Below are 26,196 nucleotides of genomic sequence, written 5' to 3' on the forward strand. Positions count from 1 at the left end.
GTCGGCCCGGCCTGTCGCCCGGTCGGCCGCGCTACACCGCCCCGAGCTCCGCCGCGCCGAAGGACACGTCGAAGCGGTCGCACCAGATGGTGACGCTGGAGTAGTCGGCGATGTCCACCCCGGCGGGGACCGGGTAGTTCTGGTCGCCCTTGTTGCCCTTGAGCCTGCCGAGACTGACGTACCGGCCGTCGTCGAAGACCCGCCAGCCGGGCGTGCCCTCCTTCACCGGGGCGTCGGTCAGCCAGACGCGCAGGTCCGGGCCGTTGCTGGTGTCGAGGTTCTCCAGGCGGAGGAGGTGCGAGCCGTCGGGCAGGCGGACGAGCCTGACCGTGCCCGTGGTCGCGTGCTCGTGGCTGATCAGGTCGCCCCGGGCGACCGCCTTCGGGCCGGCCGGGGCCGCGGGGCCGCCCGTGGCCCCCGGAGCGGACGACCGCGCCGCGTCCCCCCGCGAAGCCGGCGCGGTCGGGAACGCCTCGTGCACCCGGTCGTCCTGCCACAGCTTCCACGGCTGGAACCAGTACGCCCCCGCGATCAGCACCGGTGTCAGCGCCACCAGACCGGCCGCGAGCAGCCGCCGCCCGCGCCGGCGCGTCCGCCCCGGATCGTTCCCCGTGCCGCCTGCCACCGTCCGTGCCCCTTCCCCTGGTGCCGCTTCCGCCGTCCTCGTCATTCAAGTGCGGCGCGGCCTCCCCGTACCAGAGCGATCGGCTTACGAAGGTCTTACGTCCCCATGCGTCAGGAATCGAGAAGCGGGGCCGCGGGCGCCCAACTAGCTTGTGGACATGGACATCACCATTCACACCACCGTCCTCCCGCACGAGGATCCCGACGCCTCCCTCGCCTTCTACCGCGACGCCCTCGGCTTCGAGGTGCGCAGCGACGTCGGCCAGGGCAGGACCCGCTGGATCACCGTCGGGCCCGTCGGACAGCCCGGTACGTCGATCCTGCTCGCGCCGCCCGGCGCCGATCCGGGGATCACCGAGGCCGAGCGGCGCACCATCGCCGAGATGATGGCCAAGGGCACCTACGGCTGGATCCTGCTCGCCACCCCCGACCTCGACGGCACCTTCGAGAAGGTCCAGGCCCAGGACGTCGAGGTGGTCCAGGAGCCGACCGACCAGCCGTACGGCGTGCGGGACTGCGCCTTCCGCGACCCCGCGGGCAACCTCGTCCGCGTCCAGCAACTCCGCTGAAAGGAGCCCTCCCATGTGTCATCCTGCGTGGATGAGCGCACTGACCGAGGCGCAGCGCCTGAGTGATCTGGCGCGGTTGCGCCGCGTCCGCGACCGGATCGACCGGGAGTACGCGGAGCCGCTCGACGTCGAGGCACTCGCCCGCGGGGTGAACATGTCGGCCGGGCACCTCAGCCGCCAGTTCAAGCAGGCGTACGGGGAGGCCCCGTACTCGTACCTGATGACGCGGCGCATCGAGCGCGCCATGGCGCTGCTCCAGCGCGGCGAGCTCAGCGTCACCGACGTCTGCTTCACGGTCGGCTGCTCCTCCCTCGGCACGTTCAGCACCCGCTTCACCGAGCTCGTCGGCGTGTCGCCCAGCGTCTACCGACGCCAGGTCGCCGACGGCGAGGCCGGGATGCCCTCGTGCGTGGCGAAGCAGGTCGGCCGACCGGTCAGGAATCGAGAAGCACCGGTGGCCCCCCGCGCCTAGCGTGATTCTCATGAACGCCATCGCCTCCGTCACCGTCGAGGTGGCCGACCTCCAGGCCGCCGACCGTTTCTACGCCGCGTCCGGTCTCGGCGCCCACGTGCGTCTGCGGGCCTCGGACGCGCCGACCACCGGCTTCCGCGGCTTCTCGCTCTCCCTCACGGTGGACCGGCCGGCCGACGTCCGGCATTTCGTCGACGCGGCCCTCGCCGCCGGCGCCACCTCGCTCAAGCCCGTCTCGAAGTCCTTCTGGGGTTACGCCGGTGTCTTCCGGGCCCCGGACGGGACCATCTGGAAGGTCGCGACCTCGAACAAGAAGGACACCGGCCCGGCCACCGGCCGCGTCGACTCCTTCGTGCTCCTGGTCGGAGCGGAGGACGTCGCCGCCAGCAAGGCCTTCTACGTCGGGCACGGTCTCACCGTCGGGAAGAGCTTCGGCCGCAAGTACGTCGAGTTCGCCGCCGCCGAGGGCAGCCCGGTCACGCTCGCCCTGTACGGGCGCCGCGCGCTCGCGAAGGACGTCGGCGTCCCCGTCGACGGCGAGGGATCGCACCGGATCGTGCTCGGCGGCGAGGGCACCGGCGCCTTCACCGACCCGGACGGGTTCACCTGGGAGCCGGCCTCCGTGGCCGCCGCGTCCTGACCACGGCCCCGGCCCCCGCTCGTACAGCCACTCCCGCACCCCACCTCGCCATCGCCCCCCGCCCTTGCGCGGAACCGTCCCAGCCGTCCTTGTGAGAGGAACCCCGTCATGTCGGACACGCGGTCGTCCATCAAGAGCACCAGCACCGGCACCACCGCCGCCAAGGCCACGAGCGGCGCGAAGTACGACGGCTTCGACGAGGAGGAGCGCGACGCGATGAAGGAGCGCGCCGCGGAGCTCAAGCGCAGCGCCCGGCGCGGCGCGCGCTCCGCCAAGGCCGACGGCGAGGCCGATGTCCTGGCGAAGATCGCCGAGATGACGGACACCGACCGTGTCCTCGCCGAGCGCATCCACGCGATCGTCAAGGAGCACGCCCCGGGCCTGGCGCCGAAGACCTGGTACGGGATGCCCGCGTACGCCAAGGACGGCAAGGTCGTCTGCTTCTTCCAGAGCGCGCAGAAGTTCAAGAGCCGCTACGCCACGCTGGGCTTCAGCGACCTCGCCGGGCTCGACGAGGGCAGCATGTGGGCGACCAGCTACGCGCTCACCGAACTCACCGCCGCCGACGAGACCCGGATCGCCGCGCTCATCGCGCAGGCCGCCGGCTGACGCCGGCGGCGCGGGCGGCACGTGTGACCTGAGTCATGGCACGGAGGTCCGCCGCACCCCGCCCGCACGGCGTGCGGCCCCGGCCAGGCCCTCGCCCGACCCGTGCCACGGGCGGGGGGATTTCCGAGATCGCCCGGTGCGAATTCGATGCTACGCGCGGTGAAAATTTGTCATGTAAACACACGGGATGCGACAGGGCGAAATCTTCACCCCGCACGCTCCGTCCTGTCGTGCTACTGTCGATATCAGTTGCAGTTGTGGGTCCCGAACGTACGAGTGCCCTTCCGGTTTTTCCGGCGCTGGGCACCCTTTTTCATTTCCGGGCTTTTTCCGGACGGGGCGATCATCGCAGCGACACGGAGCACACACAGTGTGCGCTCCGAGCACTGCCCCGAAGGAGAATTTGGCATGGCGACTGGCACCGTGAAGTGGTTCAACTCGGAAAAGGGCTTCGGCTTCATCGAGCAGGACGGTGGCGGCCCCGACGTCTTCGCCCACTACTCGAACATCGCCGCCTCCGGCTTCCGTGAGCTGCAGGAAGGCCAGAAGGTGAGCTTCGACATCGCGCAGGGCCAGAAGGGCCCGACCGCCGAGAACATCGTCCCCGCCTGACACCCGGCGCTGACGCGTAGCACAAGCTGACGAGCTGAGGCCCGCACCTTTGGGGTGCGGGCCTCAGCTCTTTGCAACCCTGAGAACCCCGGTACCTCAGTACGGTGGAGTACCGCGTAGAACCACTCCGTACCCTTCAGTACCCCTCATCGGCTGCGGGAATTTCCTGGCCGGCCCCCTTCTGGACCACTTCTCCGCAGGAGTCACCATGCGCTGTGTCATCGCCCGCTTCCCGTTCGAGCTGACCAAAGCCGGCGTGCTCGAATCCATGAAGGGCGTCAAGCCCGAGCCCGCCGTCGGCGACGTCGTCGTCATCGGGCGGCGCCAGTACCCCGTGAAGCAGGTCGGCGAGGTCGTCACCCGCCAGGACCGCCGCGACTTCAGCGTCGGCGAGGTCGTGCGGGCCATGACGAAGCTCGGCTTCACCTGCCTCACCGTCACCGCCGAGGAGCAGACGCCGTCCTCCGAGACGACCTTCTGACCGGTCAGTGGTCGAAGTAGCTGAAGTCGCCCACCGTCCAGGCGCTCACGTCCTCCAGGGCGACCCGGTACATGCCGCCGGTCTCCGGGATGCCCACCGTGCCCTGGAGGATCCGGGCGAGGTGGAAGTGCAGGTGGGTGGGCGGGCCGTCCGCGCGTTCGGAGGGGCTGAAGACGCCCGAGAACTCGCCGAGGCGGGCGGAGTCCGTCAGGACCTCCGACACGCGCTGTCGCCACAGGGCTTCCGGGGCCAGCCGGCCGGTGAGGACCACACCCCCCGCGACCACCGTCATGGACATCTGATTGCTCTGCCCGGACTCCACCGTGGCGGCAATGTCAACGAGCAGCTCGTCAGGCTTCGACATGGAAGTCCATTCTAGGCGGCACCCCGGCCCCCCGGCCGTACCGCGGGAGGACCTGGACCGGACCCCGCCGGCCCGCCGCCGGCCGTACCCGGGCCGCCGCCGCCCGACCGCCCGCTACAGCGGCGCCGTGTCGTCCGCCGGGAACGCCGGGCCGTGGCCCGGGACGATCACGTCGGCCGTGGCCAGGACGCGCAGGCGGGAGTCCTTGAGGACCGTGTGGTCGGGGGCGACCGGGTCCTCCACCGGGCCGTTCGGCCGCCACCACAGGTCGCCCACGAAGGCGACGACCCCGGCGTCGGTCCCGGCGAGCAGCGTGATGTCCTCGGGGCTGTGGCCGGGGGTACGGATCAGCCGCAGCGACGGGGCCAGCTCGTGGCCCTCCGCGTCGCGGTCGGTCCACTGGTCGTTCTCGTAGATCGCCTTGTGGTCGTGCACGCGGGCCCGGCCGAAGAGACCGACGTTCATGGTGTTGTCGGGGTGGTGGTGGCTGAGCACCACGTCGGTGATGTCGTCCGGACCCAGGCCGAGTTCGGCGAGAGGGCCGAGGATCCGGTCGCGGCTCGCCACCATGCCGGGGTCGACGATCACGTGCCGGTCACCGTCCCGCACGTACGAGACGGTGGCGGCGACCCCGGGGCCCGTGGAGAGCGTGTAGCCGGTGGTCAGGATCGTGTAGGCGGCGGTGCGGGCGCTCGGTGCGTCGTGGTTCGTCATGTCCCCAAGTCTTCTGCGCGGCAGGGATCTTCACGAGTGGCCGTACTGCCACCGATCGCGGGAATCGTGCCATCGTCGTTCCGGCGCCACGGGATGCCCCCTCCGGCGTCGTTCCGGCGTCCCGCCCGGGCGTCGGCACCCCCGTCATCGGTACCCCTGCCGGCCCCCGTGCCAGACTCGCCCCATGCCGCCGTTCGTCACCGTCGCCGCCTACGCCCCGCACGGGGTCGGCATGCTCGGCGCGGGCATCGTCTCCGAGGTGTTCGACGCCCGCGGCGGCGGGCTTCCCCTCTTCGACTTCGCCCTCTGCACCGACCGGCCGGGAAACGTCCGCACCGATGTCGGGCTGCCCCTGGTCGTCGAGCACGGTCTGGACCGGCTGGCCACCGCCGACCTCGTGATCGCCCTGCCCTGGGCCGAGTTCCGCACGCCCCCGGGGCCCGCCGTGCTCGACGCGCTGACCGCCGCCCACGCGCGCGGGGCGCTCGTCGCCGCCCACTGCGTCGGGGCGTTCGCGCTCGCCGCCGCCGGGCTGCTCGACGGGCGGCGGGCCACCACCCACTGGCGGTTCGCCGGACTCCTGGCCGAACGCCACCCGGACGTCACCGTCGAACCCGACGCCCTCTACGTCGACCAGGGCCCCATCGTCACGGGCGCGGGCGCCGCCGCCGGCTTCGACCTCTGCCTGCACCTGCTGCGCCGGGAGTACGGGGCCACCACGGCCAACGCCATCGCCCGGGACCTGGTGCTCCCCTCCCACCGGGACGGCGGCCAGGCCCAGTACCTCGCCACGCCCGTCCCCGAGGACAGCCGGGACGACCGGCTCACCGAGGTCCTCGCCTGGGCCCGGGAGCATCTGCACGAGCCGCTCCCCGTCGCGGAGCTGGCCCGCCGGGCGCTGATGAGCCGTCGCTCCTTCGCGCGCCGGTTCGCCGCCTCCACGGGCACCACCCCCCACGCGTGGCTGCTCTCCCTGCGGCTGAGCCGGGCCGAGGAGCTCCTGGAGACCACGGACCTGCCGGTCGAGGAGATCGCCCACGCGGTCGGCTTCGGGAGCGCGGCGGTGCTCCGCGCCCAGTTCGTCCGCCGCCGCGGCGTCCCGCCCCGGTCGTACCGCCGCTCCTTCACCCGCACGCCCACCGTCTGAGACCTACCGTCCGACCGCCTGTCCCCCGTCCGGACGCACTCCACTTGTGGAAGCCCCCCGTGCGATCGAGCGTGAACTGATCGTGTGATCCGAGGGAAGGCGCCCATGAGCAGCATCGACACACCGGCCGACGTTCCCCGGCCACGGGCGGCGACACGGCCCGCACCGACCACTCTCACCTGGGTGACGCTCGCCCTGATGACCACCGCGTCGGTGGCGAGTCTGCGGGCCGCGCCCACCATGGCCGTCTACGGCCTGGCCTGTGTGTTCCTCTACCTCGTCCCGGCGATCGTGTTCCTGCTGCCGACTGCCCTGGTCTCCGCGGAACTCGCCTCCGGCTGGAACGGCGGCGTGTACCGGTGGGTCTCCGAGGGGCTGTCGAAGCCGCTCGGATTCCTCGCCGTGTGGTGCCAGTTCGCGATGACGATCTTCTACTACCCGAGCCTGCTCGGATTCGTCGCGTCCACCATCGCGTACATCATCGATCCGGCCCTCGCCAACAGCGGCCCGTACACCGCGATCGTCATCGTGGTCCTCTACTGGTCCGGCGTGTGGGTCTCCTCGCGCGGTACGAAGGCGCTGGCCGGACTGGCCAGCTGGGGCCTGATCATCGGCACCCTGATCCCCGGCACCCTGCTCGTCGTCCTCGGCATGGTCTTCCTCGGGCAGGGCAACCCCTCGGCCGCCCCGATGACCGCCTCGAACCTCTTCCCGCAGTGGACGGGCCTCGCCAGCCTCGTCCTGATCGTCAACAACTTCCTGTCGTACTCCGGCATGGAGATGAACGCCGTGCACGTCTCCTCGCTCAAGGACCCGCCGCGGGAGTACCCGAAGTCGATGTTCCTCGCGATGGGCCTGGTGCTGCTGATCTTCATCCTGCCGGCGCTCGCCATCAGCTGGGTCGTCCCCGCCGACCAGCTCAGCCTCACGGCCGGCGTGATGCAGGCCTTCGACGCCTTCTTCGCGTACTTCAAAATCGGCTGGCTCACCCCGATCATCGCCGTCGCCCTGGTATCCGCCTCCCTCGGCGGCATGCTCACCTGGCTCGCGGGCCCCTCCAAGGGCCTCCTCGAGATCTCCCGCCAGGAGGGCTACCTGCCGCCCTTCCTGCAGAAGCTGAACAAGAACGGCATCCAGCAGAACATCCTGGTCACCCAGGGCATCGTCACCACGGTCATCGCCCTCGGGTACGCGCTGATCCCGAACGTCTCCAGCGTCTACTGGATCTTCTCGGTCATCACCACGCAGGTGTACCTCATCGTCTACCTGCTGATGTTCGTCGCGGCCATGCGCCTGCGGAAGTCCCAGCCCGACCACCCCCGCGGCTACCGCGCACCCGCGCTCGGCGTCCTGTGCGTCGTCGGCCTGCTCGCCTCGCTCGCCGCCCTGTGCATCGGCTTCATCCCGAGCTCGCAGTTCGGCAGCGGCAGCGTCTGGTCGTACATCGCCATCGTCGGCGGCGGCCTCGTCATCCTGGGCCTGCTCATCCCGTGGGCCTTCCTGAAGTTCCGCAAGCCGAGCTGGAAGACGGCCGCCGCCACCACGCCGGGCGAAGGAGGCCAGGCATGAGCCCCACCCGCTTCGCCTCCGAGCACAAATGGGTCTACTGGGGTGCGATCGTCATCCTCGTCGGCCTCGTCGTCACCGGTCTGATCCGGTACGAGAGCGTGAGGACGAACAACGAGACCGCGTCCAAGGCCCACCAGCTCCAGGAGGAGCTGGTGAAGGCCGGATACCCGTCCCCCGACACCGAGACCCTCGAACGGGTCCTCGGCACCGACGGCGGCCCGGTCTGCGACGATCCCGGCAACGCGCTGAAGACGGCGCTGTGGAAGATCCAGCAGGGGAACGGCGCCACGGGCCCGGGGATGCGTCCGGTCATCACCGACTCCAAGGCCGTCGAGGTCGAACGGATCGTCCTCCAGGTCTACTGCCCGGACGAGGTCGACGAGTTCGTGGACGAACTGAACGACCTCAAGACGGACGACACCGTGCGTCGCTGAGGTCCGGGGCCGGCCCGCCCGGGCCCCGGACAGCGGCCGCCCGGTGCCGGTGGGAGCGGCCTTCCACCGGCACCGGGCCGTGCGCGATCATGCCGTCATGAAGCTGCGCTGCGCCGTACTCGACGACTACCAGGGCGCCGCCCTGAACTCCGCCGACTGGAGCCCGCTCGCCGACCGCGTCGAGGTTCGCGTCCTGCGCGAGCACCTCACCGACCGGGACGCGCTCGTCGCCGCCGTCGAGGACTGCGAGATCCTCGTCGTCATGCGGGAACGGACCCCCGTCGACGCCGAACTCCTGGCCCGGCTCCCCCGGCTCCGGCTCCTGATCACCTCCGGGATGCGCAACGCCTCCGTGGACGTCGCGGCCGCACGCGCGCGCGGGGTCACCGTCTGCGGTACGGCCAGCGGCTCCGAACCGCCCACCGAACTCACCTGGGCGCTCCTCCTCGGCCTGGCCCGGCACGTACCGGCCGAGGCACGGGCACTGCGTGAGGGCGGGCCCTGGCAGTCCACCGTGGGCGCCGACCTGGCGGGCCGGACCCTCGGCCTCGTCGGCCTCGGCAAGATCGGCGCCCGGATGGCCCGGATCGGCCTCGCCTTCGGGATGGACGTGCGCGCGTGGAGCCCGAACCTGACGGAGGAGCGGGCCGCCGAGCACGGCGTGCGTCGTGCGGAGGACAAGCGGGAGCTGTTCGCGGGGAGCGACTTCGTCTCGCTCCACATGGTGCTGTCGGACCGTACCCGCGGCCTGGTCGGGGAGTCCGAGCTGCGGGCGATGCGCCCGCACGCGTACCTCGTCAACACCTCCCGGGCGGGGCTCGTCGACGGCGCCGCGCTGCTGCGGGCGCTGCGCGAGGGGTGGATCGCGGGGGCCGGGCTCGATGTCTACGAGACGGAGCCGCTGCCCGCCGACGATCCGTTGCGGTCCCTGCCGAACGTGCTCGCGCTGCCGCACCTCGGCTATGTGACGGAGAGGAACTACGGGCGGTACTTCGGGCAGGCGGTGGAGGACATCGAGGCGTTCCTGGCGGGTGCGCCGGTACGGGAGCTGGGCTGAGCCACCCGGGCCGGCCCGGTGCCGGGTCCCCGACGGCCCGGGTCCGGCCGCGCCCGGTGCCGTCGCCACGCCTGCGCCTACGCCAGGCTCGTCCGGGCCAGTTCCACGAACTCCTCGTCCGTCAGACCCAGTTCGCGGGCGTCCGCCGCCGCCTCGCGCAGTCGCGAGACCAGGCGGGCGCGGTCGGGGGCGGTGGCGCCGGGGACGATGAGGGCGCCGCGGCCCCGGCGGAGTTCGATGAGGCCCTCCTCGCGGAGCCGCTGGTAGCCGCGGAGGACGGTGTGGACGTTGACGCCGAGGGAGTCGGCGAGTTCCCGGGCGGCCGGGAGGCGCTCGCCGGGCGCGGCGGAGCCGTCGGCGAGGGCGCCCCGGACACAGGCGGCGATCTGGTCGCCGAGGGGCACGGCGGAGGCCGGGTCGACACGGAAGAGCACGGTCAGACCTTCCCACGCCGTTCGGCGAGCGTGTTGAGGAGGGCGACGGCGGTGTGCGCGTCGGGCACGGTGACCGCGAACTCGCGCCCGCCGGTCCGGCGTACGACGAGGGCCTCGCCGGCGTGCAGCACCACGCCCGTACGCCCGGCCCGGACCCGGTAGCCCCAGCCGCCGTAGTCGGCGAGCACGGCGGCGGTGTCGAGCCGCCGGACGCTCGCGCCCGCGACCTCGTCGAGCGGCACGCGCACGCGTGGCCGGGAGACGAACGAGGGCCTGACGGTGACGCCGCGCCGGTCGACGGTCACCCGCACGCGGGCGAGGGCCAGCCCCGGCAGGCCGATGACCAGGCCGAGCAGCGCGAACAGGGCGCCGGGCCAAGGGGCCAGGACCAGGCCGACCGGGACCGCGACGAGGGCCAGGACCGCGAGGACGGTCAGCGGCCGGGACGTGGTGGCGCGGGTCCAGCCGGCGACCTCGCTCGCGCCGAGCGCGAGCCGGGGCGCGTCGGGCTCGCCCTCGGAGGCGTCCGCTCCCTCCGAGGCCGGTACGAGGCGGGTCAGCGCCCAGCCCGTGAGGGCGGCCAGGGCGGCGACGGCCGCGCCGAGCGCCAGGTTCGTGAGCGGGGAGACGACCTGTGCGGGGTCGGGGGCGTCCAGGTTGTCCCGTACGAGGAGGACGAGCAGCGTTCCGGCGAAGCCGGCCGTCGCCCACGCGCCCCAGAGCGCGGTGCGGCGGACGAGGGCCGTCCAGCCGGCACCGAGTCCGACGAGCAGGGCGACGCTGACGACGGCGAACGCGGTGCGGCCCGTGAAGCCGTCGGCGCGGCTGCCGTCGACCCCGGAGAAGTGGGTGGCGAGAGTGCCGGGGATCCGGTCGTCCCAGACGGCGAGCAGCGTGACGTGGGCGACGAGGGCGAGGACGAACGGGAACGCGGCGAGCGCGCGAAGGCGGCGTGCGGCCGGAGTCGCCGGTGCCGCGGGTGTCGTCGTGGTGGAGGCCGCCGGAGTGGCGGGTGTGGACGGCCTGGCTCGGTTCATGAGAAACCCTCCCTTGTTCGCACCAGGATAGAACAAGTTGTTTGCACTTCGCTAGAACAACTCGACTTCTCTTCCCGGCGCGGACCGTGCCCACGGGTTGCCGAACGCGCCGAACGCCGACCGCGGCCCGGCGGCCGCCCCGGGGAACCTGGTCGAGCTGGGCCCGGGAACGCCGACGCGGCGGCGGCCGTGAAGGCCGCCGCCGCGTCGAGGAGCCGGCCCGGAGCGTCAGCCGGCGTTCTCCTCCAGGACCGCGTGCAGCGCCTCCGCGAACTCCGCCGGAGCGCCCTGCTGGCCGAACTCGCCGCCCAGGAAGCCGCCGTGGTGGCTCGGGAAGACGGCGAGCGGAGTGCCGACGCCCTCGGCGACGGCGACGGCCGCGCGGGCGGCGAAGGTGCCCTCGGACTCCTTGCCCGCGGCGACGACGATCCGGGTCGGCGCGGCGCGCAGGGCGGGGAAGTCGGGGACGAAGGAGGTGCAGCCGCGCATGTTCTGGCCGAGCAGCGGGTCGCCGCGCGAGCCGTCGTCCTCGGTCGGCAGGCCGAACGCGGCCGGGGAGGGGACGGGCTCCTCGGCCCAGTTCGCCGGGAACTCGCCCTTGCGGGCCGTCAGCGCGAGGAACTTGGCCATCGCGGGCCCCCAGCCGTCCCGCAGATAGGTGGCGTGGACGTCCGCGCAGACCCCCAGGACCGCCTCGCGGTCCGGGACGACCTGGGCGGTCGGGGGCTCGTGCGCGACCAGGGTGTGCACCAGGTCGCCGCGCCGGGCGACCAGCGCGAGGGCGTTGACCGCGCCGCCACTGCTCGCGAAGACGTCCACGGGACCGGCGCCGAGCGCCTCGATCAGCCGGGCCAGGTCGTCGGCGTGCTCCTCGGGGAGCGTCTCCGCCGCGCCGTCGGTGCGCTCGCTGCGGGACACCCCGCGCGGGTCGTACGTCACGACGGTCCGGTCGGCGAAGTGGGAGGCGAGCGTGGTGAAGCCGGTGGCGTCCATCGGGGAGCCGATCAGCAGCAGGGGGCGCTCGCCGGTGCCGGTGCCGGTGCGTACGTCGTAGCGCAGGGTCGCGCCGGCGGTGTCCAGGGCGCGGGTGTCGGTCTCGACCATGGTCGTCTCCTCGGTGGTGGGCCGTGCGGCTGTTCATGGGGGTAGACCCCCGGCCCCACCGGAACTCATCGGTCGCGCACGGCCTCCGGGGGTCTTCTTCCGCCGCCCGGCCGGGCGGCCGCGACCGTCCGGCACACCGCCCCCGTGTCACGGCCGGAACCGCCCCGCGCGGGCACGGTGGAGGTGCCTGTCCGGGTGGGAACGCTCCGTCAGGAGACAGCCCCGCCCACCGACCCCCGTACGGTGGGCGAGGCCTTCGGAGCGGACCGCGCGGACGAACTGCTCGCCCTCGGTCTCTTCTCCGCCGGGGACCTGAGAACCCCGGTCCGGTATCTGTCGACAGGACAGCGCCGGAAGCTCGAACTGGCGCGTCTCGTCACCGAACCGGCCGATCTGCTCCTCCTCGACGAGCCGACCAGCCATCTGGCCCCGGCGCTCGTGGAGGAGATCGAGGCCGCGCTCGCGCACTACCCGGGCACGCTGGTCGTGGTCACCCACGACCGGCGCCTCAGGGAGGGCTTGCGGGGCCGCCGCCTGGAACTGGCACCGGCCCCCGCCCTGGTGAGGAGCTACTCCTCGTCGGAGGAGCCTTCGAGGTCGCCCTCGGTCTCCAGGAACACCTGGCGCAGCGCGGCCAGGGTCTCCGGGTCGGGCTTCTCCCACATGCCGCGCGACTCGGCCTCCAGGAGGCGCTCCGCGATGCCGTGCAGGGCCCAGGGGTTGGCCTCCTTCAGGAAGGCCTGGTTCTCCGCGTCGAGGACGTACTCCTGGGTGAGCTTGTCGTACATCCAGTCGGCGACGACTCCGGTCGTGGCGTCGTACCCGAAGAGGTAGTCGACGGTCGCCGCCAGCTCGAACGCGCCCTTGTAGCCGTGGCGGCGCATCGCCTCGATCCAGCGCGGGTTGACCACGCGGGCGCGGAAGACCCGGGAGGTCTCCTCGACGAGCGTCCGGGTGCGGACGGTCTCGGGGCGGGTGGAGTCGCCGATGTACGCCTCGGGGGCCGTGCCCTTGAGCGCGCGGACGGTCGCCACCATGCCGCCGTGGTACTGGAAGTAGTCGTCGGAGTCGGCGATGTCGTGCTCGCGGGTGTCGGTGTTCTTCGCGGCCACCGCGATCCGCTTGTACGCCGTCTCCATCTCCTCGCGCGCCGGGCGGCCTTCGAGCCCGCGCCCGTAGGCGTAGCCGCCCCAGACCGTGTACACCTCGGCGAGGTCGGCGTCGGTGCGCCAGTCGCGGGAGTCGATCAGCTGGAGGATGCCCGCGCCGTACGTGCCCGGCCGGGAGCCGAAGATACGGGTCGTCGCCCGCCGCTCGTCGCCGTGCTCGGCGAGGTCGGCCTGCGCGTGCGCCCGGACGTAGTTGTCCTCGGCGGACTCGCCCTCCAGGCCGGCGACCAGCCGTACGGCGTCGTCGAGGAGACCGATGACGTGCGGGAACGCGTCCCGGAAGAAGCCCGAGATGCGCAGGGTGACATCGACGCGCGGGCGGCCGAGTTCGGCGAGCGGGATCGGCTCCAGGCCGTTCACCCGGCGCGAGGCCTCGTCCCACAGCGGGCGGACGCCGAGGAGGGCGAGCGCCTCGGCGACGTCGTCGCCGGCGGTGCGCATCGCGCTGGTGCCCCACAGGGAGAGGCCCACGGACGTCGGCCACTCGCCGTTGTCGGTGCGGTAGCGCTCCAGGAGCGAGTCGGCGAGCGCCTGCCCGGTCTCCCAGGCGAGCCGGGACGGCACGGCCTTCGGGTCGACCGAGTAGAAGTTCCGGCCGGTCGGCAGGACGTTGACCAGTCCGCGCAGCGGGGAGCCGGACGGGCCGGCCGGGACGAAGCCGCCGTTCAGGGCGTGCACGGCGTGGCTGAGCTCGTCGGTGGTGGCGGCCAGGCGCGGCACGACCTGCTCGCAGGCGAAGCGGAGCACGGCGTGGACCTCGGCGCCGTACGCGGCGGCCACGGCCGCGATCGCGTCCACGGACCAGTCCGCCGCCTCCATGGCCTCGACCAGCTCGCGGGCCTTGGCCTCCGCCTCGTCGGCGGTGGTGCGGGTGGCGGCCGACTCGTCGAGACCGAGGGCCTCCCGCAGACCGGGCAGCGCCTGGGTGCCGCCCCAGATCTGGCGGGCGCGCAGGATGGAGAGGACCAGGTTGACCCGGGCCTCGCCCTCCGGGGCGCCGCCGAGGACGTGCAGACCGTCGCGGATCTGGGCGTCCTTGACCTCGCACAGCCAGCCGTCGACGTGCAGCAGGAAGTCGTCGAAGCCGTCGTCCTCGGGCCGCTGCTCCAGACCCAGGTCGTGGTCGAGCTTCGCGGCCTGGATCAGCGTCCAGATCTGGGCGCGGATCGCGGGCAGCTTCGCCGGGTCCATGGAGGAGATCTGCGCGTACTCGTCGAGCAGCTGCTCCAGGCGCGCGATGTCGCCGTAGGAGTCGGCGCGGGCCATCGGCGGCACCAGGTGGTCGACGAGCGTGGCGTGCACCCGGCGCTTGGCCTGGGTGCCCTCGCCCGGGTCGTTGACCAGGAACGGGTAGATCAGCGGGATGTCGCCGAGCGCGGCGTCGGGGCCGCAGGCGGCGGACAGGCCGGCGTTCTTGCCGGGCAGCCACTCCAGGTTGCCGTGCTTGCCCAGGTGGACCATGGCGTCGGCGCCGAAGCCGCCGTCCTCGGCGCGGGCGGCGATCCAGCGGTAGGCGGCCAGGTAGTGGTGGGACGGCGGGAGATCGGGGTCGTGGTAGATCGCGATCGGGTTCTCGCCGAAGCCGCGCGGCGGCTGAATGAGGATCAGGAGGTTCCCGCGCCGCAGCGCGGCGAGGACGATGTCGCCCTCCGGGTTGCGGGACCGGTCCAGGAACATCTCGCCGGGCGCCGGGCCCCAGTGCTCCTCGACATGGGTCCGCAGCTCCTCGGGGAGCGTCGCGTACCAGCGCTTGTAGTCGGCGGCCGGGATGCGGACCGGGTTCCTGGCGAGCTGCTCCTCCGTCAGCCAGTCCTGGTCGTGACCGCCGGCCTCGATGAGGGCGTAGATCAGCTCGTCGCCGTCGCCGGAGACGAGGCCGGGAAGGTCGGCCTCGGGGCCGAAGTCGTAGCCCTCGGCGATCAGCCGGCGCAGCAGCGAGACGGCGGAGGCGGGGGTGTCGAGGCCGACGGCGTTGCCGATGCGGGAGTGCTTCGTCGGGTACGCGGAGAGGACGAGCGCCAGCCTCTTCTCGGCGTTCGGGATGTGCCGGAGGCGGGCGTGCCGTACGGCGATCCCGGCGACGCGGGCCGCGCGCTCGGTGTCGGCGACGTACGCGGGCAGCCCGTCCTCGTCGATCTCCTTGAAGGAGAACGGCACGGTGATGAGCCGGCCGTCGAACTCGGGGACGGCGACCTGGCTGGCGGCGTCCAGCGGGGAGAGGCCCTCGTCGTTCTCCTCCCAGGCGGCGCGCGAACCGGTCAGGCAGAGGGCTTGCAGGATCGGTACGTCGAGCGCGGCCAGCGCGCCCGCGTCCCAGGCCTCCTCGTCGCCGCCGGCCTGTGCCTCGGCGGGCTTGGTGCCGCCCGCCGCGAGGACGGTGGTGACGATCGCGTCGGCGGTGCGGAGGCGGTCGAGCAGCTCCGGCTCGGGGGCGCGCAGGGAGGTCACGTACAGCGGGAGGGCCTGGGCGCCGGTGTCCTCGATCGCCTCGCACAGCGCGTCGACGAAGGCGGTGTTTCCGCTCATGTGGTGGGCGCGGTAGTAGAGCACGGCGACGGTCGGGCCGGTCGTGGTGCGGGCGGTGCGTTCCAGCGGGCCCCAGGTGGGGGCGGCCGCCGGGGACTCGAAGCCGTGCCCGGTGAGCAGGACGGTGTCGGAGAGGAAGCGGGCCAGCTGCTCCAGGTTGGCGGGGCCGCCGTGCGCGAGGTAGGCGTGCGCCTCGGTGGCGACGCCGACGGGGACGGTGGACGCCTCCATCAGCTGGGCGTCGGGGGCCTGTTCGCCGCTGAGGACCACCACCGGCTTTCCGGCGGCGCGCAGGGCGTCGAGGCCCTCCTCCCAGGAGCGGAGGCCGCCGAGGAGGCGGACGACGACGAGTTCGGCCTCGGCCAGGAGGCCGGCCAGTTCGGTGAGGGGGAGACGGGCGGGGTTGGCGAAGCGGTACTCCACCGGGCCGCCGGCCGCGCGGGCGCTGAGCAGGTCGGTGTCGGAGTGCGACAGCAGCAGAAGCATGGCGAGCGCAGGCCTTCCTCGGGGTTGTCCGCGCCCCGGGTGGTCGTGTGGATTGGCGGGAGTTCCTGACTCACCCGTTCCGGTTCGTGCCGAGGCACGTCCGGTACGGGCTCACAGTGGCGGGACCGCGCCGGATTCTCACCGGGCTTCCTCCCCGGGGTCCTGGGACCCCATGCCGTCTGCATAGTAGATCGTGCGGTCGGCGGGCCGGGAGGAGCCGGGGAGTCGGCCGGATCACACCCGGTGGTCGGCCGGTTCCCCGTCGGTATGCTCGCCGCCATGCCGCCCACCCCGCCCCCGACGCCCGAACCGGGCGAACCTCGTATACGGGACCGTGGCGACGCGTGCCCCGGGGCGCTGCGCCTGCACTCCGCCGACGACGGCCGCCTCGCCCGACTCCGCCTGCCCGGCGGCCGCTTGACGTCCCGTCAGGTCGAGACCCTGGCGGACGCGGCGGAGACCCTGGGCGACGGACGGCTCAGCATCACCTCACGCGGCAACGCCGAGCTGCGCGGCCTCGGCGACGACTGCGGGGCCGAGCTGGCGGCACTCCTCGACGAGGCGGGCCTGCTGCCCTCCCCCACCCACGAACGCGTCCGCAACATCGTCGCCTCCCCGGCCTCCGGCCTCGACGGACTCGGCGCCGCCGACGCACAGTTGTGGGCCCGCGAGCTGGACACCCACCTGCGCTCCGCGCCCTGGGCGGCGGCGCTCTCCGGCCGGTTCCTCTTCGTCCTCGACGACGGACGCGGCGACGTCGCCGGGCTCGGCGGGGATGTGACCTTGGTCGCAGTCGGCGGCGGAGAGGCCGAGCTGCACGTCGGCGGCCGGGCCGTCCGGCTCGCGAGCTCCGACGCGCCCGGCGCGGCCCTCGCGGTGGCGGGCGGCTTCCTGGACACGGCACGCAGGGCCGGAACCGGGGCCTGGCGGGTCCGCGAACTCCCCGAGGGGTACGCGGTGGACGTGGCGGCCTCGGGGGTGGGGTCCGAGCCCGTCCCCACGCCGGAACTTCCCCAGGGCCCTCCGCTCACCCCCGGAATCCTCGGGCCCGCCGCCCTCTCCGTCCTCGCCCCGCTCGGTCGCCTCACCGCCGCCCAGCTGCGGGCGCTGCTCCCCGCCGAAGAGGTCCGGCTGACGCCCTGGCGCGGCGTCGTCGTGGCCGGGGCCGGCGCCGACCGGCTGCCCGCCCTCGACGCCGCCGGGCTCGTCACCCGCCCCGACTCCCCCTGGGCCGGTGTCACCGCCTGCACCGGGCGGCCCGGCTGCGCCAAGTCCCTCGCCGACGTCCGCGCCGACGCCGCCCCCGGGCCCGGCACGCACCCCGGGCCCCCCGGCCTGCCCGTGCACTTCTCCGGGTGCGAGCGCCGCTGCGGACACCCGCACGGCACCTGGACCGACGTCCTCGCCACCGCCGACGGCGCCTACCTGGTGGACGGCGTCCCCACCCCCCGTACCGCCCTGCCCGGAGCCGTGACCGCGGCCCGCACGACGAGATGAGCGAGAGCAACAGGATGTTCGACTACGAGAAGGACGGGGCGGAGATCTACCGCCGGTCCTTTGCCACGATCCGCGCCGAGGCGGATCTGGCGGGCCTGCCCGCCGACGTCGCCCAGGTGGCGGTCCGGATGATCCACGCCTGCGGCATGACCGACCTCGTACGCGACATCGCCTGGTCGCCGCGGGTCGTCACGAACGCCCGCGCCGCCCTCCGGGCCGGGGCGCCGATCCTCTGCGACGCGCAGATGGTCGCGAGCGGAGTCACCCGGCGCCGGCTGCCCGCCGACAACGAGGTGATCTGCACCCTCTCGGACCCGTCCGTGCCTGCCCTCGCCGCCGACCTCGGCACCACCCGCTCGGCCGCCGCCCTCGAACTGTGGCGGGACCGCCTCGAAGGCTCCGTCGTCGCCATCGGCAACGCGCCGACCGCCCTCTTCCACCTCCTGCAGATGGTCGCGGAAGGAGCCGGGAGGCCGGCCGCCGTCCTCGGCATACCGGTCGGCTTCATCGGCGCCGCGGAGTCCAAGGACGCCCTGGCCGAGCAGGGCCTGGGCCTCGACTACCTCGTCGTCCGGGGCCGTCGCGGCGGCAGCGCGATGACGGCCGCCGCGATCAACGCGATCGCCCACGAAGCGGAGATCCAGAAGTGACCGGCAAGCTGTACGGCGTCGGGCTCGGCCCCGGCGACCCGGACCTGATGACGGTGGCCGCCGTGAAGGCCATCGCCGCCGCCGACGTGATCGCGTACCACTCGGCCCGCCACGGCCGGTCCATCGCGCGCTCGATCGCCGCCGAGCACCTCCGTGACAACCACATCGAGGAGCGGCTCATGTATCCGCTCACGGTGGAGACCACGGACCACCCGGGCGGCTACCGGGGCGCCCTGAACGACTTCTACGAGGAGGCGGCGGCCCGCCTCGCCGCACACCTCGACGCCGGCCGCACCGTCGCCGTCCTGGCCGAGGGCGACCCGCTGTTCTACGGCTCGTACCAGCACATGCACAAGCGGCTCGCGGACCGCTACGACACCACCGTCATCCCCGGCGTCACCTCGGTGTCCGCCGCCGCCGCCCGGCTCGGCGAGCCGCTGTGCGAGGCGGAGGAGGTCCTCACGATCATCCCCGGCACCCTGCCGGAGGACGAGTTGACGGCCCGTCTCGCGGGCACCGACTCGGCGGTCGTGATGAAGCTCGGCCGCACCTTCCCCACCGTGAAGCGGGCCCTGGAGAGGGCCGGCCGGCTCGACGACGCCCGGTACGTGGAGCGGGCGTTCATGGCGGGCGAGCGGACCGGCGACCTCGTGGACGTCGACCCCGGGTCCGTCCCGTACTTCTCCGTCGCCGTGCTGCCCTCCCGTATCGACCGCGAACCCGCCGTACGCGAGCGGGGCGAGGTCGTCGTGGTCGGCACCGGCCCGGCCGGCGCGCCCTGGCTCACCCCGGAGTCGCGCGGCGCCCTCGTCAACGCCGACGTCCTCGTCGGCTACACCACCTACCTGGACCGGGTGCCGGTGCTCCGCCCCGGGCAGATCCGGCACGGCTCGGACAACAAGGTGGAGTCCGAGCGCGCCGAGTTCGCCCTCGACCTGGCCCGCCGCGGCCACCGGGTCGCGGTCGTCTCCGGCGGCGACCCGGGCGTCTTCGCGATGGCCACGGCCGTCCTGGAGGTCGCCTGCGAGCCGGAGTACGCCGACGTGCCCGTACGGGTCCTCCCCGGGGTGACCGCCGCCAACGCGGCCGCAGCCGCCGCGGGCGCCCCCCTCGGCCACGACTACGCGACGATCTCGCTCTCCGACCGCCTCAAGCCCTGGGACGTCATCGAGGCCCGGCTGCGCGCCGCGGCCGCCGCCGATCTGGTCCTCGCGCTCTACAACCCGGGGTCGAAGTCCCGTACGCACCAGGTGGCCGCCGCCCGCGACCTCCTGCTCGGCCTCCGGTCGCCCGAGACCCCGGTGGTCGTCGCCCGGGACGTCGGCGGCCCCGAGCAGTCGGTGCGGGTGGTGACGCTGAAGACCCTGGAGCCGTCCGAGGTCGACATGCGCACCCTGCTGCTCGTCGGTTCCTCGCAGACGCGGGCGGTCGAGCGGGCCGACGGCCGGACGATCACGTGGACGCCGCGCCGCTACGGCTAGAACGCGGCGGGCCCTACTGCCGGGTGAAGGTGCCGAGACCCTGCTCGTCCAGGTACTCGACGCGGACGGTCCTGCCGTCGGGGGAGAACGTGACGGCGGTGGGACCGACGGCGTTCTCCCCGCGCGTCGCGAAGCTGAACGTGTCGCCGTCGTAGTGGGTGAGCTTGTACGACTGGGGCTCCGGCCCCAGTCGCAGGACCAGCCCGCCGTTCTCCTCCGCCACCGTCAGACGGCCGTAGTAGTCGTTGTCGTACGTGCCGGTGTAGGCGCTGTCCGCCTTGGCGGGCGTCGCGTCGGCCGGCGGCTTCGCGAAGTCCGTGGCCGAAAGGCCGGCCTCCGCCTCCTGCTCGTACAGGGCGTTGACGATCGGCAGCCAGTCCCGGCTCGGCTTCCCGTCCTGCGCGGTGTCGAAGAAGTCGAGGGCGACGGCGTCGGCGACGCCGACCGGCGCGCCGTTGGTGAGGACGACGATGCCGAGCTGCTCGCCCGGCAGCATCGTGACGTTGGTGTGCGCGCCTTCGGCGAACGCGCCGGTGTGCGAGAGACGCAGCCGGCCCTCGTCGTCGTACGACACGTTCCAGCCGAGTCCGTAGAAGCCGGTCCGCGCGGCGGGCGCGTGCGCCGGGTTGGCGACGGACTCGGGGTGATGAGTGAGGACGAGGGCGTCCTCGTCGATGATCCGGCGCCCGCCGAGCGAGCCGTCGGCCAGCTGGAGCCGCAGCCAGGTCGCCATGTCGGAGGCCGAGGAACTCACCCCGCCCGCGGGGGACTGGGCGTCCGGGTCCCGCACGAACTGCGCCTTCCAGGTCCCGTCGGGCTGCTTGACGTGCCCGTGGGCCCGGTCGGGGTTCGAGACGAAGTCCTGGAAGCGGGAACTGGTGTCGTTCATCCCGGCGGGCTTGTACAGGGTGTCCTCGGCGAGCTTCGCCCAGGGCACGCCCTTCTGCGCGGCGACGGACTCGGCGGCCGCCGTCAGGCCGAAGTTGGTGTACGCGTAGCTCGCGCGGAACGGCGCGAGGGGCTCGTACCGCAGGTGGGACAGGATGTAGTCCTGGTCGTAGCCGAGGTCCTCCAGCAGGTCGCCCGCGTGGTCGGGGAGGCCGCTGCGGTGCGAGAACAGGTCGGCGACGGTCACGTGGTCGGTCACCCACGGGTCCTTCACGCGGAACTCGGGGAGTTCGGGGTTCACCGGCTTCTGCCAGCCCTCCACGCCGACCGTTCCGGCGACGACGGTGGAGGCGATCGGCTTCGACACGGAGGCCAGCTGGAAGACGGTGTCGGCGTCGACCCTGCCGTCCTTGCCGACCTCACGGACGCCGTATCCCTTGAGGTGGACGACCTTGTCCTTGTACACGACGGCGACGGAGACCCCGGGCACCCCGGTCTTCCGCATCAGCTCCGCGACGCTCGGATCGAGCCGGGCGACGGCCCGGTCCACGTCCGCCCGGTCGAGCTGGGGCGGCGGCTGGGCCGGGGGCGGCTCGGGCGTCGGTGTCGGGGTCGGACCGGTCCCGGCGAGGGAACCCATGCCCAGCACGGACACGATTCCAGCGGTGACCAGCCATCGGACGGTAACCACGCTTCCATTGAACGCCCGCCCGGGTCCGCTGTCGCGCGGGAGGAACGGGGCCCGGGCGGGGCCGGGACTCCCACTGCCCGACTCCGGCCGGCAGGAGGCGGGGGCGTGTCGACGACGCCCCCGTCCTCACGTGAGGCGCGACCGCACCCACATCGCGGCCTCCCCGGGGGTCGCCGCCACCGGCACGCCCTCCGGGACCTGGGGGCGGCGGACGACGACGACCGGGAGGCCCGCCTCACGGGCCGCGGTCAGTTTCGGGGCGGTCGCCGCGCCGCCGCTGTCCTTGGTCACCACGACGTCGATCCGGTGGCGGGCGAGGATCTCCCGCTCGCCCTCCAGGGTGAACGGCCCCCGGTCGAGGAGGACCTCAGCTCGGGCCGGCACCGGGGCCTCCGGGGCGTCCACCGAGCGGACCAGGAACCACTCCGGACGGCCCGCGAAGGCCGCGAGGCCCATCCGGCCGGTCGTCAGGAACACCCGGTCGCCGAGGCCGTCGAGAGCCCCGGCCGCCGCCTCCAGGGACGCCACGGAACGCCAGTCGTCGCCCTCCCCCGGGACCCAGCCTGGGCGGCGCAGCGCCAGCAGGGGAACATGGGCGGTGGCGGCCGCCCGGGCCGCGTTGAAGCTGATCCGCTCGGCGAAGGGATGCGTGGCGTCGATGACCGCGTCCACGGCGTGCCCGCCGATCCACTCCACGAGCCCGTCGACCCCGCCGAACCCGCCGATCCGGACCTCGCCCTCGGGCAGCCGGGGGCTCGCCACCCGCCCCGCGAGGGAGCTGGTGACCCGGGCCTCGGCGTGCAGCAGTCCCGCCAGGGCGCGGGCCTCGGTGGTCCCCCCGAGAATGAGTATGTGCACAGGAGCCTCTTCGTGACTTCAGGCGGCGGGCGTGAGGCCCAACTCAAGCACACGGGTCTCCGCCCGGGCTGGACGACGGGCGCCTGCGCGACGGCGGCCACAACGGCCGCGTACACGGCGCTCCTGACCGGCGATTTCCCCGACCCGGTGACCGTCACGCTGCCGAAGGGGCAGACGCCGTCCTTCGCGCTCACGGCGGAGTCCCTCGGCGCCGGTACGGCCATGGCCGCCGTGACCAAGGACGCGGGCGACGACCCGGACGTCACGCACGGCGCCGTGATCCGCTCGACGGTACGGCTCCTGCCGGCCGGCTCGGGCGTCGTCTTCCGGGCCGGTGAGGGCGTCGGTACGGTCACGCTGCCGGGCCTGCCCCTGGAGGTCGGCGAACCGGCGATCAACCCGGTGCCCCGGCAGCTGATGCGGGAGCACGTGGCGGAGGTCGCGGCCCGGCACGGCGGGAGCGGCGACGTCGAGATCACCGTCTCCGTCGACGACGGCGCCGAGATCGCCCGCTCCACCTGGAACCCCCGGATCGGCATCCTGGGCGGCCTGTCGATCCTCGGCACGACGGGGGTCGTGGTCCCCTACTCGTGCTCGGCGTGGATCGACTCGATCCGCCGGGGCGTCGACGTGGCCCGTGCGGGCGGTCTGACGCACGTGGCGGGCTGCACGGGCTCGACGTCCGAGCGGACGGTCGCGGGCCTCTACGAGCTGCCGGAGATCGCGCTCCTCGACATGGGCGACTTCGCGGGCGCGGTCCTCAAGTACATCCGCCGGCACCCCGTCGACCGCCTCACGATCTGCGGCGGCTTCGCCAAGCTCTCCAAGCTGGCCGCCGGCCACCTGGACCTCCACTCGGCCCGCTCCCAGGTCGACAAGGGCTTCCTGGCGGAGCTGGCCCGCACGGGCGGCGCCTCCGAGGCCCTCGCCGCGGAGATCGCCGAGGCCAACACGGGACTCGCCGCGCTCCGCCTCTGCGAGGCCGCGGGCGTGCCCCTCGGCGACCTCGTCGCCGCCCGCGCCCGCGACGAGTCCCTCGCGGTCCTGCGGGGCGCTCCGGTGGCGGTGGACGTGATCTGCGTCGACCGGGCGGGCACGGTGGTGGGACGGTCGGAGGCGGCGGGGCCGGGCGCGTAGCCCCGCCAGGGGTGGCCGCTCCCGTCCTGGTCAGGCCGCCGGGTAGCCGATCTCGCGCGCGTCCTCGGCGAGGTCCGCGAGCGTCACCTCCGGGTTGAGGGCGGCGACGATCTCCGCGGTCAGCGGGCGCAGGGCGAGCACGTGGCGGACGGCCTCGATGTCGACCGGCCGCTCGTAGTAGTCCTCGGCGAACGCCACGTACGCCTCCGCCGTGCGGTCCGTCAGCAGCTGGAGGAGACGCCCGGAGCCGTCCGGGTCCTCACGGTCCGCCAGGTCCGTGAACTCCACCGGGCCCGTGTGCCATGCGGTGTCCGCGGGCTCGCGCCACAGACAGGCGGTGGTCACGTGGACCCCGTCCTCGTCCGTGAACGCGGGCTCCGTCAGGTACTCCCGGAACGCCTCCGGAACCCCGTCGATCACCCCGGGCCACGTGGCCCCGTCCGCGAGCGGCCCGAACGGGCTCATCGGCGACTCGTGGTCGAAGGCGCGCGCGAACGCTCCCGCCGGTGAGAGGACGATCGTGTACTCGTCGCCCGAGCCGTTCTTCATGGACGCCAGCTGCTCGGTCTCCGACCAGTGCGCGTCGAAGGAGTAGTACCGGCTCTCCCACTCGGGGCAGAGCACGGCCTCCACCATCGCGAGCCCCCGGCTGTGGTCGCGCAGTTCCTCGATGCCCGGCAGCGCCCGGGCCACGTCGTAGACAGTCACGCCCCCATGAGACCGCACGGACGCCGGAGGCCGACATGCGGCCCCTGGGTCCCGAACCTAGGCTGGCGAGGGCATACCCCCCGAGCGAGAGGGAGTCCCATGGCCAAGCGAGGCAACAAGAGGCGCGCCCGCAAGAAGAAGAACGCGAACCACGGCAAGCGGCCCAACGCCTGACGCCGTCCCCGCACGGGGCCCCGGGGATCGGACTCCCCGGGGCCCCGGCGCGTTCCGGGTCCGGGCGGGTTCAGCAGGCGTGGCGGTCGCGGGCCGGGTCGTACAGGTGGCTGTCGCGGAACTCCGAGGCGCCCAGTGTGCGGCCGACCAGGATGACCGCCGTCTTCGTGATGCCGGCGTCCTTCAGCTGGGCCGCGATGTCCTCCAGTGTGCCCCGCAGCACGATCTCGTCGGGGCGGCTGGCCATCGCCACGACCGCGGCCGGGCAGTCGGCGCCGTAGTGGGGGACGAGTTCGTCGACGACCCGGTCCACGTACCGCGCGGCCAGGTGCAGGACGAGCAGCGCGCCGCTGCGGCCCAGGGTCGCCAGGTCCTCGCCCTCGGGCATCGGCGTGGCCTGCTGGGCGACGCGGGTGAGGATGACCGTCTGGCCGACCGTGGGGACGGTCAGCTCCCGCTTGAGGGCCGCCGCGGCCGCCGCGAAGGCCGGGACGCCGGGGACGACCTCGTACGGGATGCCCGCCGCGTCCAGGCGGCGCATCTGCTCGGCCATCGCGCTGAACACCGACGGGTCGCCCGAGTGCAGCCGGGCCACGTCCTGGCCGGCCTCGTGGGCGGCGGTGATCTCGGCGACGATCTGGTCCAGGTCCATCCGCGCCGTGTCGACGAGCCGTGCCTCCGGCGGGCACTCGGCGAGCAGCTCGGTCGGCACGAGGGAGCCCGCGTACAGGCAGACCCCGCACGTCGCGAGCGTCCGCGCGCCGCGCACGGTGATCAGGTCGGCCGCGCCGGGACCCGCGCCGATGAAGTAGACGGTCATCGCTCTTCAGAACCTTTCGTTACGGACCACTGCGTGACCGGCATCGCCTGGCGCCAGCCGGTGAAGCCGCCGACGGGGACGGCGGCGGCCACGGCGAGCCGGACCAGTTCGCCGCCGTGGCGGCGGTAGCGGTCGGCGAGCAGCGCCTCGGACTCCAGCGTCACGGTGTTCGCGACGAGCCGGCCGCCGGCGGGCAGCGCGTCCCAGCACGCGTCGAGGAGGCCGGGGGCGGTGAGGCCGCCGCCGATGAAGATCGCGTCGGGGGCCGGGAGGGCGGCGAGCCCCTCCGGGGCCGAGGCCGTCACCACTCGCAGGGAGGGGACGCCGAGGCGGTCGGCGTTCCGGGCGATCCGCGCCGCACGTTCCGCCGACTTCTCGACCGCCACCGCCCGGCAGGAGCGGTGGGCGCGTGTCCATTCGATGCCGATGGAGCCGGAGCCGCCGCCGATGTCCCAGAGGAGTTCGCCGGGCGCGGGCGCGAGGGCGGCGAGCGTGGCGGCGCGCACGTACCGCTTGGTGAGCTGCCCGTCGTGCTCGTACGCCTCGTCCGGCAGCCCGGGCACCACGCCGAGCCGGAGCGCGTCCGGGTCCCGCGCGCAGTCGAGGGCGAGTACGTGGAGCGCGTCGGTCCGCTCGTACGGCCAGTCGGCGGCGGTCCCGTCGAGGAGCCGCTCGCGGTCCCCGCCGAGCTGCTCCAGGACGCGGATCCGGGTGCCGCCCCAGCCGCTCTCGCGGAGCAGGGCCGCGACCCGCGCGGGGGTCTCCGGGCCCTCGCCGAGGACGAGGAGCCGGCGGCCGGGGTGGAGCTGGGCGGACAGCGCGGCGAGGGGCCGGGCGACGAGCGAGACGGTCTCGACGGCCTCCAGGGGCCAGCCGAGCCGGGCGGCGGCGTAGGAGACGGAGGACGGGTGCGGGTGGATCCGGAGGCGGTCGGCGCCGACGGCGTCGGCGAGGGTGCGGCCGATGCCGTAGAAGGAGGGGTCGCCGCTGGCGAGGACGGCGATCGTCCGGCCCTCGTGGGCGGCGAGCAGTCCGGGGACGGCGGGGCGGAGCGGGGAGGGCCAGCGGACGCGCTCGCCGGGGCAGTCGCCGGCCGGGAGGAGGTCGAGCTGACGGGGGGCGCCGATCAGGACCTCGGCGGTCCGCAGGACTCGGCGGGAGCTCTCGGGGAGTCCTTCCCAGCCGTCCGCGCCGATTCCGACGACCGCTATCGCACCGTTCACGTCGGCGACTCTACGTGAGGG

At 73.6% G+C, this 26,196-nt stretch carries 27 protein-coding genes, 1 pseudogene and 1 riboswitch; of the genes and pseudogenes, 16 read left to right on the plus strand and 12 right to left on the minus strand.

What is annotated here, in order from left to right:
• Positions 1-31: 31 nt before the first annotated feature.
• The gene (locus tag OG392_RS17630) at positions 32-571 is read right to left on the minus strand and encodes a DM13 domain-containing protein (protein ID WP_329287332.1); all 540 of its coding nucleotides are present in this window, start codon (positions 569-571) and stop codon (positions 32-34) included.
• A 211-nt stretch (positions 572-782) separates the two neighbouring features.
• Here OG392_RS17630 and OG392_RS17635 point away from each other — a divergent pair, with 211 nt between their 5' ends.
• From OG392_RS17635 to OG392_RS17660, 6 genes are all read left to right on the plus strand, one after another.
• Positions 783-1,193 carry a VOC family protein gene (locus OG392_RS17635; protein WP_329280455.1) on the plus strand — a complete coding sequence of 137 codons (411 nt, stop codon included), beginning with the start codon at positions 783-785 and terminating at the stop codon, positions 1,191-1,193.
• Positions 1,194-1,224: 31 nt separating this feature from the next.
• Positions 1,225-1,665: a helix-turn-helix transcriptional regulator gene (locus OG392_RS17640; RefSeq protein ID WP_329280457.1), complete on the plus strand. Its 441-nt coding sequence runs from the start codon at positions 1,225-1,227 to the stop codon at positions 1,663-1,665.
• A 10-nt stretch (positions 1,666-1,675) separates the two neighbouring features.
• Entirely contained in the window at positions 1,676-2,305 is a 630-nt protein-coding gene (locus OG392_RS17645; protein WP_329280459.1) for a glyoxalase, read from the plus strand.
• A gap of 108 nt (positions 2,306-2,413) precedes the next feature.
• Complete coding sequence (locus OG392_RS17650; RefSeq protein WP_443054802.1) at positions 2,414-2,914, plus strand: iron chaperone; 501 nt, start codon at positions 2,414-2,416, stop codon at positions 2,912-2,914.
• Between the two features lie 408 nt (positions 2,915-3,322).
• Positions 3,323-3,526, plus strand: a complete 204-nt coding sequence (locus OG392_RS17655) for a cold-shock protein (RefSeq protein WP_015034705.1) — start codon at positions 3,323-3,325, stop codon at positions 3,524-3,526.
• Between the two features lie 208 nt (positions 3,527-3,734).
• The gene (locus tag OG392_RS17660; protein WP_329280462.1) at positions 3,735-4,007 is read left to right on the plus strand and encodes an SCO5918 family protein; all 273 of its coding nucleotides are present in this window, start codon (positions 3,735-3,737) and stop codon (positions 4,005-4,007) included.
• Positions 4,008-4,011: 4 nt separating this feature from the next.
• Here OG392_RS17660 and OG392_RS17665 read toward each other — a convergent pair whose 3' ends face one another.
• Positions 4,012-4,371 carry a hypothetical protein gene (locus tag OG392_RS17665; protein ID WP_073908329.1) on the minus strand — a complete coding sequence of 120 codons (360 nt, stop codon included), beginning with the start codon at positions 4,369-4,371 and terminating at the stop codon, positions 4,012-4,014.
• Positions 4,372-4,485: 114 nt separating this feature from the next.
• Positions 4,486-5,085, minus strand: coding sequence for an MBL fold metallo-hydrolase (locus OG392_RS17670; protein WP_329280467.1), 600 nt, complete (start codon positions 5,083-5,085; stop codon positions 4,486-4,488).
• A 184-nt stretch (positions 5,086-5,269) separates the two neighbouring features.
• Here OG392_RS17670 and OG392_RS17675 point away from each other — a divergent pair, with 184 nt between their 5' ends.
• From OG392_RS17675 to OG392_RS17690, 4 genes are all read left to right on the plus strand, one after another.
• A complete protein-coding gene (locus OG392_RS17675; protein WP_329280469.1) occupies positions 5,270-6,232 on the plus strand; it encodes a GlxA family transcriptional regulator in 963 nt (320 codons plus the stop codon).
• A 105-nt stretch (positions 6,233-6,337) separates the two neighbouring features.
• Complete coding sequence (locus OG392_RS17680) at positions 6,338-7,801, plus strand: APC family permease (protein WP_329280471.1); 1,464 nt, start codon at positions 6,338-6,340, stop codon at positions 7,799-7,801.
• A complete protein-coding gene (locus tag OG392_RS17685) occupies positions 7,798-8,235 on the plus strand; it encodes a hypothetical protein (RefSeq protein WP_329280473.1) in 438 nt (145 codons plus the stop codon). The genes OG392_RS17680 and OG392_RS17685 overlap by 4 nt, the downstream gene beginning before the upstream one ends.
• 97 nt (positions 8,236-8,332) lie before the next feature.
• Entirely contained in the window at positions 8,333-9,292 is a 960-nt protein-coding gene (locus tag OG392_RS17690; protein ID WP_329280475.1) for a D-2-hydroxyacid dehydrogenase family protein, read from the plus strand.
• 77 nt (positions 9,293-9,369) lie between these two features.
• Here the strand turns inward: OG392_RS17690 and OG392_RS17695 are convergent, their stop codons facing one another.
• The 3 genes from OG392_RS17695 to OG392_RS17705 all read right to left on the minus strand — a co-directional run bounded on the left by OG392_RS17695 (position 9,370) and on the right by OG392_RS17705 (position 11,867).
• Entirely contained in the window at positions 9,370-9,726 is a 357-nt protein-coding gene (locus OG392_RS17695; protein WP_055598364.1) for a GntR family transcriptional regulator, read from the minus strand.
• A gap of 2 nt (positions 9,727-9,728) precedes the next feature.
• Positions 9,729-10,763: a hypothetical protein gene (locus OG392_RS17700; RefSeq protein WP_329280477.1), complete on the minus strand. Its 1,035-nt coding sequence runs from the start codon at positions 10,761-10,763 to the stop codon at positions 9,729-9,731.
• A 228-nt stretch (positions 10,764-10,991) separates the two neighbouring features.
• Complete coding sequence (locus tag OG392_RS17705; protein WP_329280479.1) at positions 10,992-11,867, minus strand: alpha/beta hydrolase; 876 nt, start codon at positions 11,865-11,867, stop codon at positions 10,992-10,994.
• Positions 11,868-12,029: 162 nt separating this feature from the next.
• Here OG392_RS17705 and OG392_RS17710 point away from each other — a divergent pair.
• Positions 12,030-12,419, plus strand: a pseudogene (locus OG392_RS17710) (ATP-binding cassette domain-containing protein); the annotation flags it as partial.
• A 17-nt stretch (positions 12,420-12,436) separates the two neighbouring features.
• On the opposite strand, the gene cobN reads toward OG392_RS17710, so the two are convergent.
• On the minus strand, positions 12,437-16,048 hold the full coding sequence (gene cobN / locus OG392_RS17715) for a cobaltochelatase subunit CobN (protein WP_329280481.1): 3,612 nt from the start codon (positions 16,046-16,048) through the stop codon (positions 12,437-12,439).
• Between the two features lie 39 nt (positions 16,049-16,087).
• Positions 16,088-16,240: riboswitch (cobalamin riboswitch) on the minus strand.
• A gap of 75 nt (positions 16,241-16,315) precedes the next feature.
• Between cobN and OG392_RS17720 the strand changes: the two genes are divergently transcribed.
• From OG392_RS17720 to cobJ, 3 genes are read left to right on the plus strand one after another with little or no spacing between them, the layout of a single operon-like run.
• Positions 16,316-17,545, plus strand: coding sequence for a cobalamin biosynthesis protein CobG (locus OG392_RS17720; RefSeq protein WP_329280483.1), 1,230 nt, complete (start codon positions 16,316-16,318; stop codon positions 17,543-17,545).
• A complete protein-coding gene (locus OG392_RS17725) occupies positions 17,542-18,195 on the plus strand; it encodes a precorrin-8X methylmutase (RefSeq protein WP_329280485.1) in 654 nt (217 codons plus the stop codon). Before OG392_RS17720 ends, OG392_RS17725 begins: the two co-directional genes overlap by 4 nt.
• A gap of 47 nt (positions 18,196-18,242) precedes the next feature.
• Positions 18,243-19,676, plus strand: a complete 1,434-nt coding sequence (gene cobJ, locus OG392_RS17730; protein WP_443055078.1) for a precorrin-3B C(17)-methyltransferase — start codon at positions 18,243-18,245, stop codon at positions 19,674-19,676.
• Positions 19,677-19,689: 13 nt separating this feature from the next.
• On the opposite strand, the gene OG392_RS17735 is transcribed toward cobJ, so the two are convergent.
• Together OG392_RS17735 and OG392_RS17740 are read right to left on the minus strand one after the other, a co-directional pair.
• Positions 19,690-21,204 carry a serine hydrolase gene (locus OG392_RS17735; protein ID WP_329287335.1) on the minus strand — a complete coding sequence of 505 codons (1,515 nt, stop codon included), beginning with the start codon at positions 21,202-21,204 and terminating at the stop codon, positions 19,690-19,692.
• A 177-nt stretch (positions 21,205-21,381) separates the two neighbouring features.
• Positions 21,382-22,113 carry a cobalt-precorrin-6A reductase gene (locus OG392_RS17740; protein WP_329280489.1) on the minus strand — a complete coding sequence of 244 codons (732 nt, stop codon included), beginning with the start codon at positions 22,111-22,113 and terminating at the stop codon, positions 21,382-21,384.
• Between the two features lie 12 nt (positions 22,114-22,125).
• On the opposite strand from OG392_RS17740, the gene OG392_RS17745 reads away from it, so the two are divergent.
• Entirely contained in the window at positions 22,126-23,250 is a 1,125-nt protein-coding gene (locus tag OG392_RS17745; RefSeq protein ID WP_329280491.1) for a cobalt-precorrin-5B (C(1))-methyltransferase, read from the plus strand.
• A gap of 30 nt (positions 23,251-23,280) precedes the next feature.
• Here OG392_RS17745 and OG392_RS17750 read toward each other — a convergent pair whose 3' ends face one another.
• On the minus strand, positions 23,281-23,958 hold the full coding sequence (locus OG392_RS17750; RefSeq protein ID WP_329280493.1) for a hypothetical protein: 678 nt from the start codon (positions 23,956-23,958) through the stop codon (positions 23,281-23,283).
• A 99-nt stretch (positions 23,959-24,057) separates the two neighbouring features.
• Between OG392_RS17750 and OG392_RS37530 the strand changes: the two genes are divergently transcribed.
• Complete coding sequence (locus tag OG392_RS37530) at positions 24,058-24,132, plus strand: 50S ribosomal protein bL37 (RefSeq protein WP_015034725.1); 75 nt, start codon at positions 24,058-24,060, stop codon at positions 24,130-24,132.
• A 70-nt stretch (positions 24,133-24,202) separates the two neighbouring features.
• On the opposite strand, the gene cobM is transcribed toward OG392_RS37530, so the two are convergent.
• Positions 24,203-24,952, minus strand: coding sequence for a precorrin-4 C(11)-methyltransferase (cobM, locus tag OG392_RS17755; protein WP_329280495.1), 750 nt, complete (start codon positions 24,950-24,952; stop codon positions 24,203-24,205).
• Positions 24,949-26,175: a precorrin-6y C5,15-methyltransferase (decarboxylating) subunit CbiE gene (gene cbiE / locus OG392_RS17760; RefSeq protein ID WP_329280497.1), complete on the minus strand. Its 1,227-nt coding sequence runs from the start codon at positions 26,173-26,175 to the stop codon at positions 24,949-24,951. Before cbiE ends, cobM begins: the two co-directional genes overlap by 4 nt.
• Between the last annotated feature and the right edge of the window lie 21 nt (positions 26,176-26,196).

It is taken from the genome of Streptomyces sp. NBC_00691 (assembly GCF_036226665.1).
GTDB lineage: Bacteria > Actinomycetota > Actinomycetes > Streptomycetales > Streptomycetaceae > Streptomyces.

Bases quoted from the DNA above. Each gene is read 5' to 3' on its own strand.
- OG392_RS17635 (WP_329280455.1), top strand. From the start codon at position 783: ATGGACATCACCATTCACACCACCGTCCTCCCGCACGAGGATCCCGAC.
- OG392_RS17640 (WP_329280457.1), top strand. From the start codon at position 1,225: ATGAGCGCACTGACCGAGGCGCAGCGCCTGAGTGATCTGGCGCGGTTG.
- OG392_RS17645 (WP_329280459.1), top strand. From the start codon at position 1,676: ATGAACGCCATCGCCTCCGTCACCGTCGAGGTGGCCGACCTCCAGGCC.
- OG392_RS17650 (WP_443054802.1), top strand. From the start codon at position 2,414: ATGTCGGACACGCGGTCGTCCATCAAGAGCACCAGCACCGGCACCACC.
- OG392_RS17655 (WP_015034705.1), top strand. From the start codon at position 3,323: ATGGCGACTGGCACCGTGAAGTGGTTCAACTCGGAAAAGGGCTTCGGC.
- OG392_RS17660 (WP_329280462.1), top strand. From the start codon at position 3,735: ATGCGCTGTGTCATCGCCCGCTTCCCGTTCGAGCTGACCAAAGCCGGC.
- OG392_RS17665 (WP_073908329.1), bottom strand. From the start codon at position 4,371: ATGTCGAAGCCTGACGAGCTGCTCGTTGACATTGCCGCCACGGTGGAG.
- OG392_RS17670 (WP_329280467.1), bottom strand. From the start codon at position 5,085: ATGACGAACCACGACGCACCGAGCGCCCGCACCGCCGCCTACACGATC.
- OG392_RS17675 (WP_329280469.1), top strand. From the start codon at position 5,270: ATGCCGCCGTTCGTCACCGTCGCCGCCTACGCCCCGCACGGGGTCGGC.
- OG392_RS17680 (WP_329280471.1), top strand. From the start codon at position 6,338: ATGAGCAGCATCGACACACCGGCCGACGTTCCCCGGCCACGGGCGGCG.
- OG392_RS17685 (WP_329280473.1), top strand. From the start codon at position 7,798: ATGAGCCCCACCCGCTTCGCCTCCGAGCACAAATGGGTCTACTGGGGT.
- OG392_RS17690 (WP_329280475.1), top strand. From the start codon at position 8,333: ATGAAGCTGCGCTGCGCCGTACTCGACGACTACCAGGGCGCCGCCCTG.
- OG392_RS17700 (WP_329280477.1), bottom strand. From the start codon at position 10,763: ATGAACCGAGCCAGGCCGTCCACACCCGCCACTCCGGCGGCCTCCACC.
- OG392_RS17705 (WP_329280479.1), bottom strand. From the start codon at position 11,867: ATGGTCGAGACCGACACCCGCGCCCTGGACACCGCCGGCGCGACCCTG.
- cobN (WP_329280481.1), bottom strand. From the start codon at position 16,048: ATGCTTCTGCTGCTGTCGCACTCCGACACCGACCTGCTCAGCGCCCGC.
- OG392_RS17720 (WP_329280483.1), top strand. From the start codon at position 16,316: ATGCTCGCCGCCATGCCGCCCACCCCGCCCCCGACGCCCGAACCGGGC.
- OG392_RS17725 (WP_329280485.1), top strand. From the start codon at position 17,542: ATGAGCGAGAGCAACAGGATGTTCGACTACGAGAAGGACGGGGCGGAG.
- cobJ (WP_443055078.1), top strand. From the start codon at position 18,243: ATGACGGTGGCCGCCGTGAAGGCCATCGCCGCCGCCGACGTGATCGCG.
- OG392_RS17735 (WP_329287335.1), bottom strand. From the start codon at position 21,204: ATGGGTTCCCTCGCCGGGACCGGTCCGACCCCGACACCGACGCCCGAG.
- cobM (WP_329280495.1), bottom strand. From the start codon at position 24,952: ATGACCGTCTACTTCATCGGCGCGGGTCCCGGCGCGGCCGACCTGATC.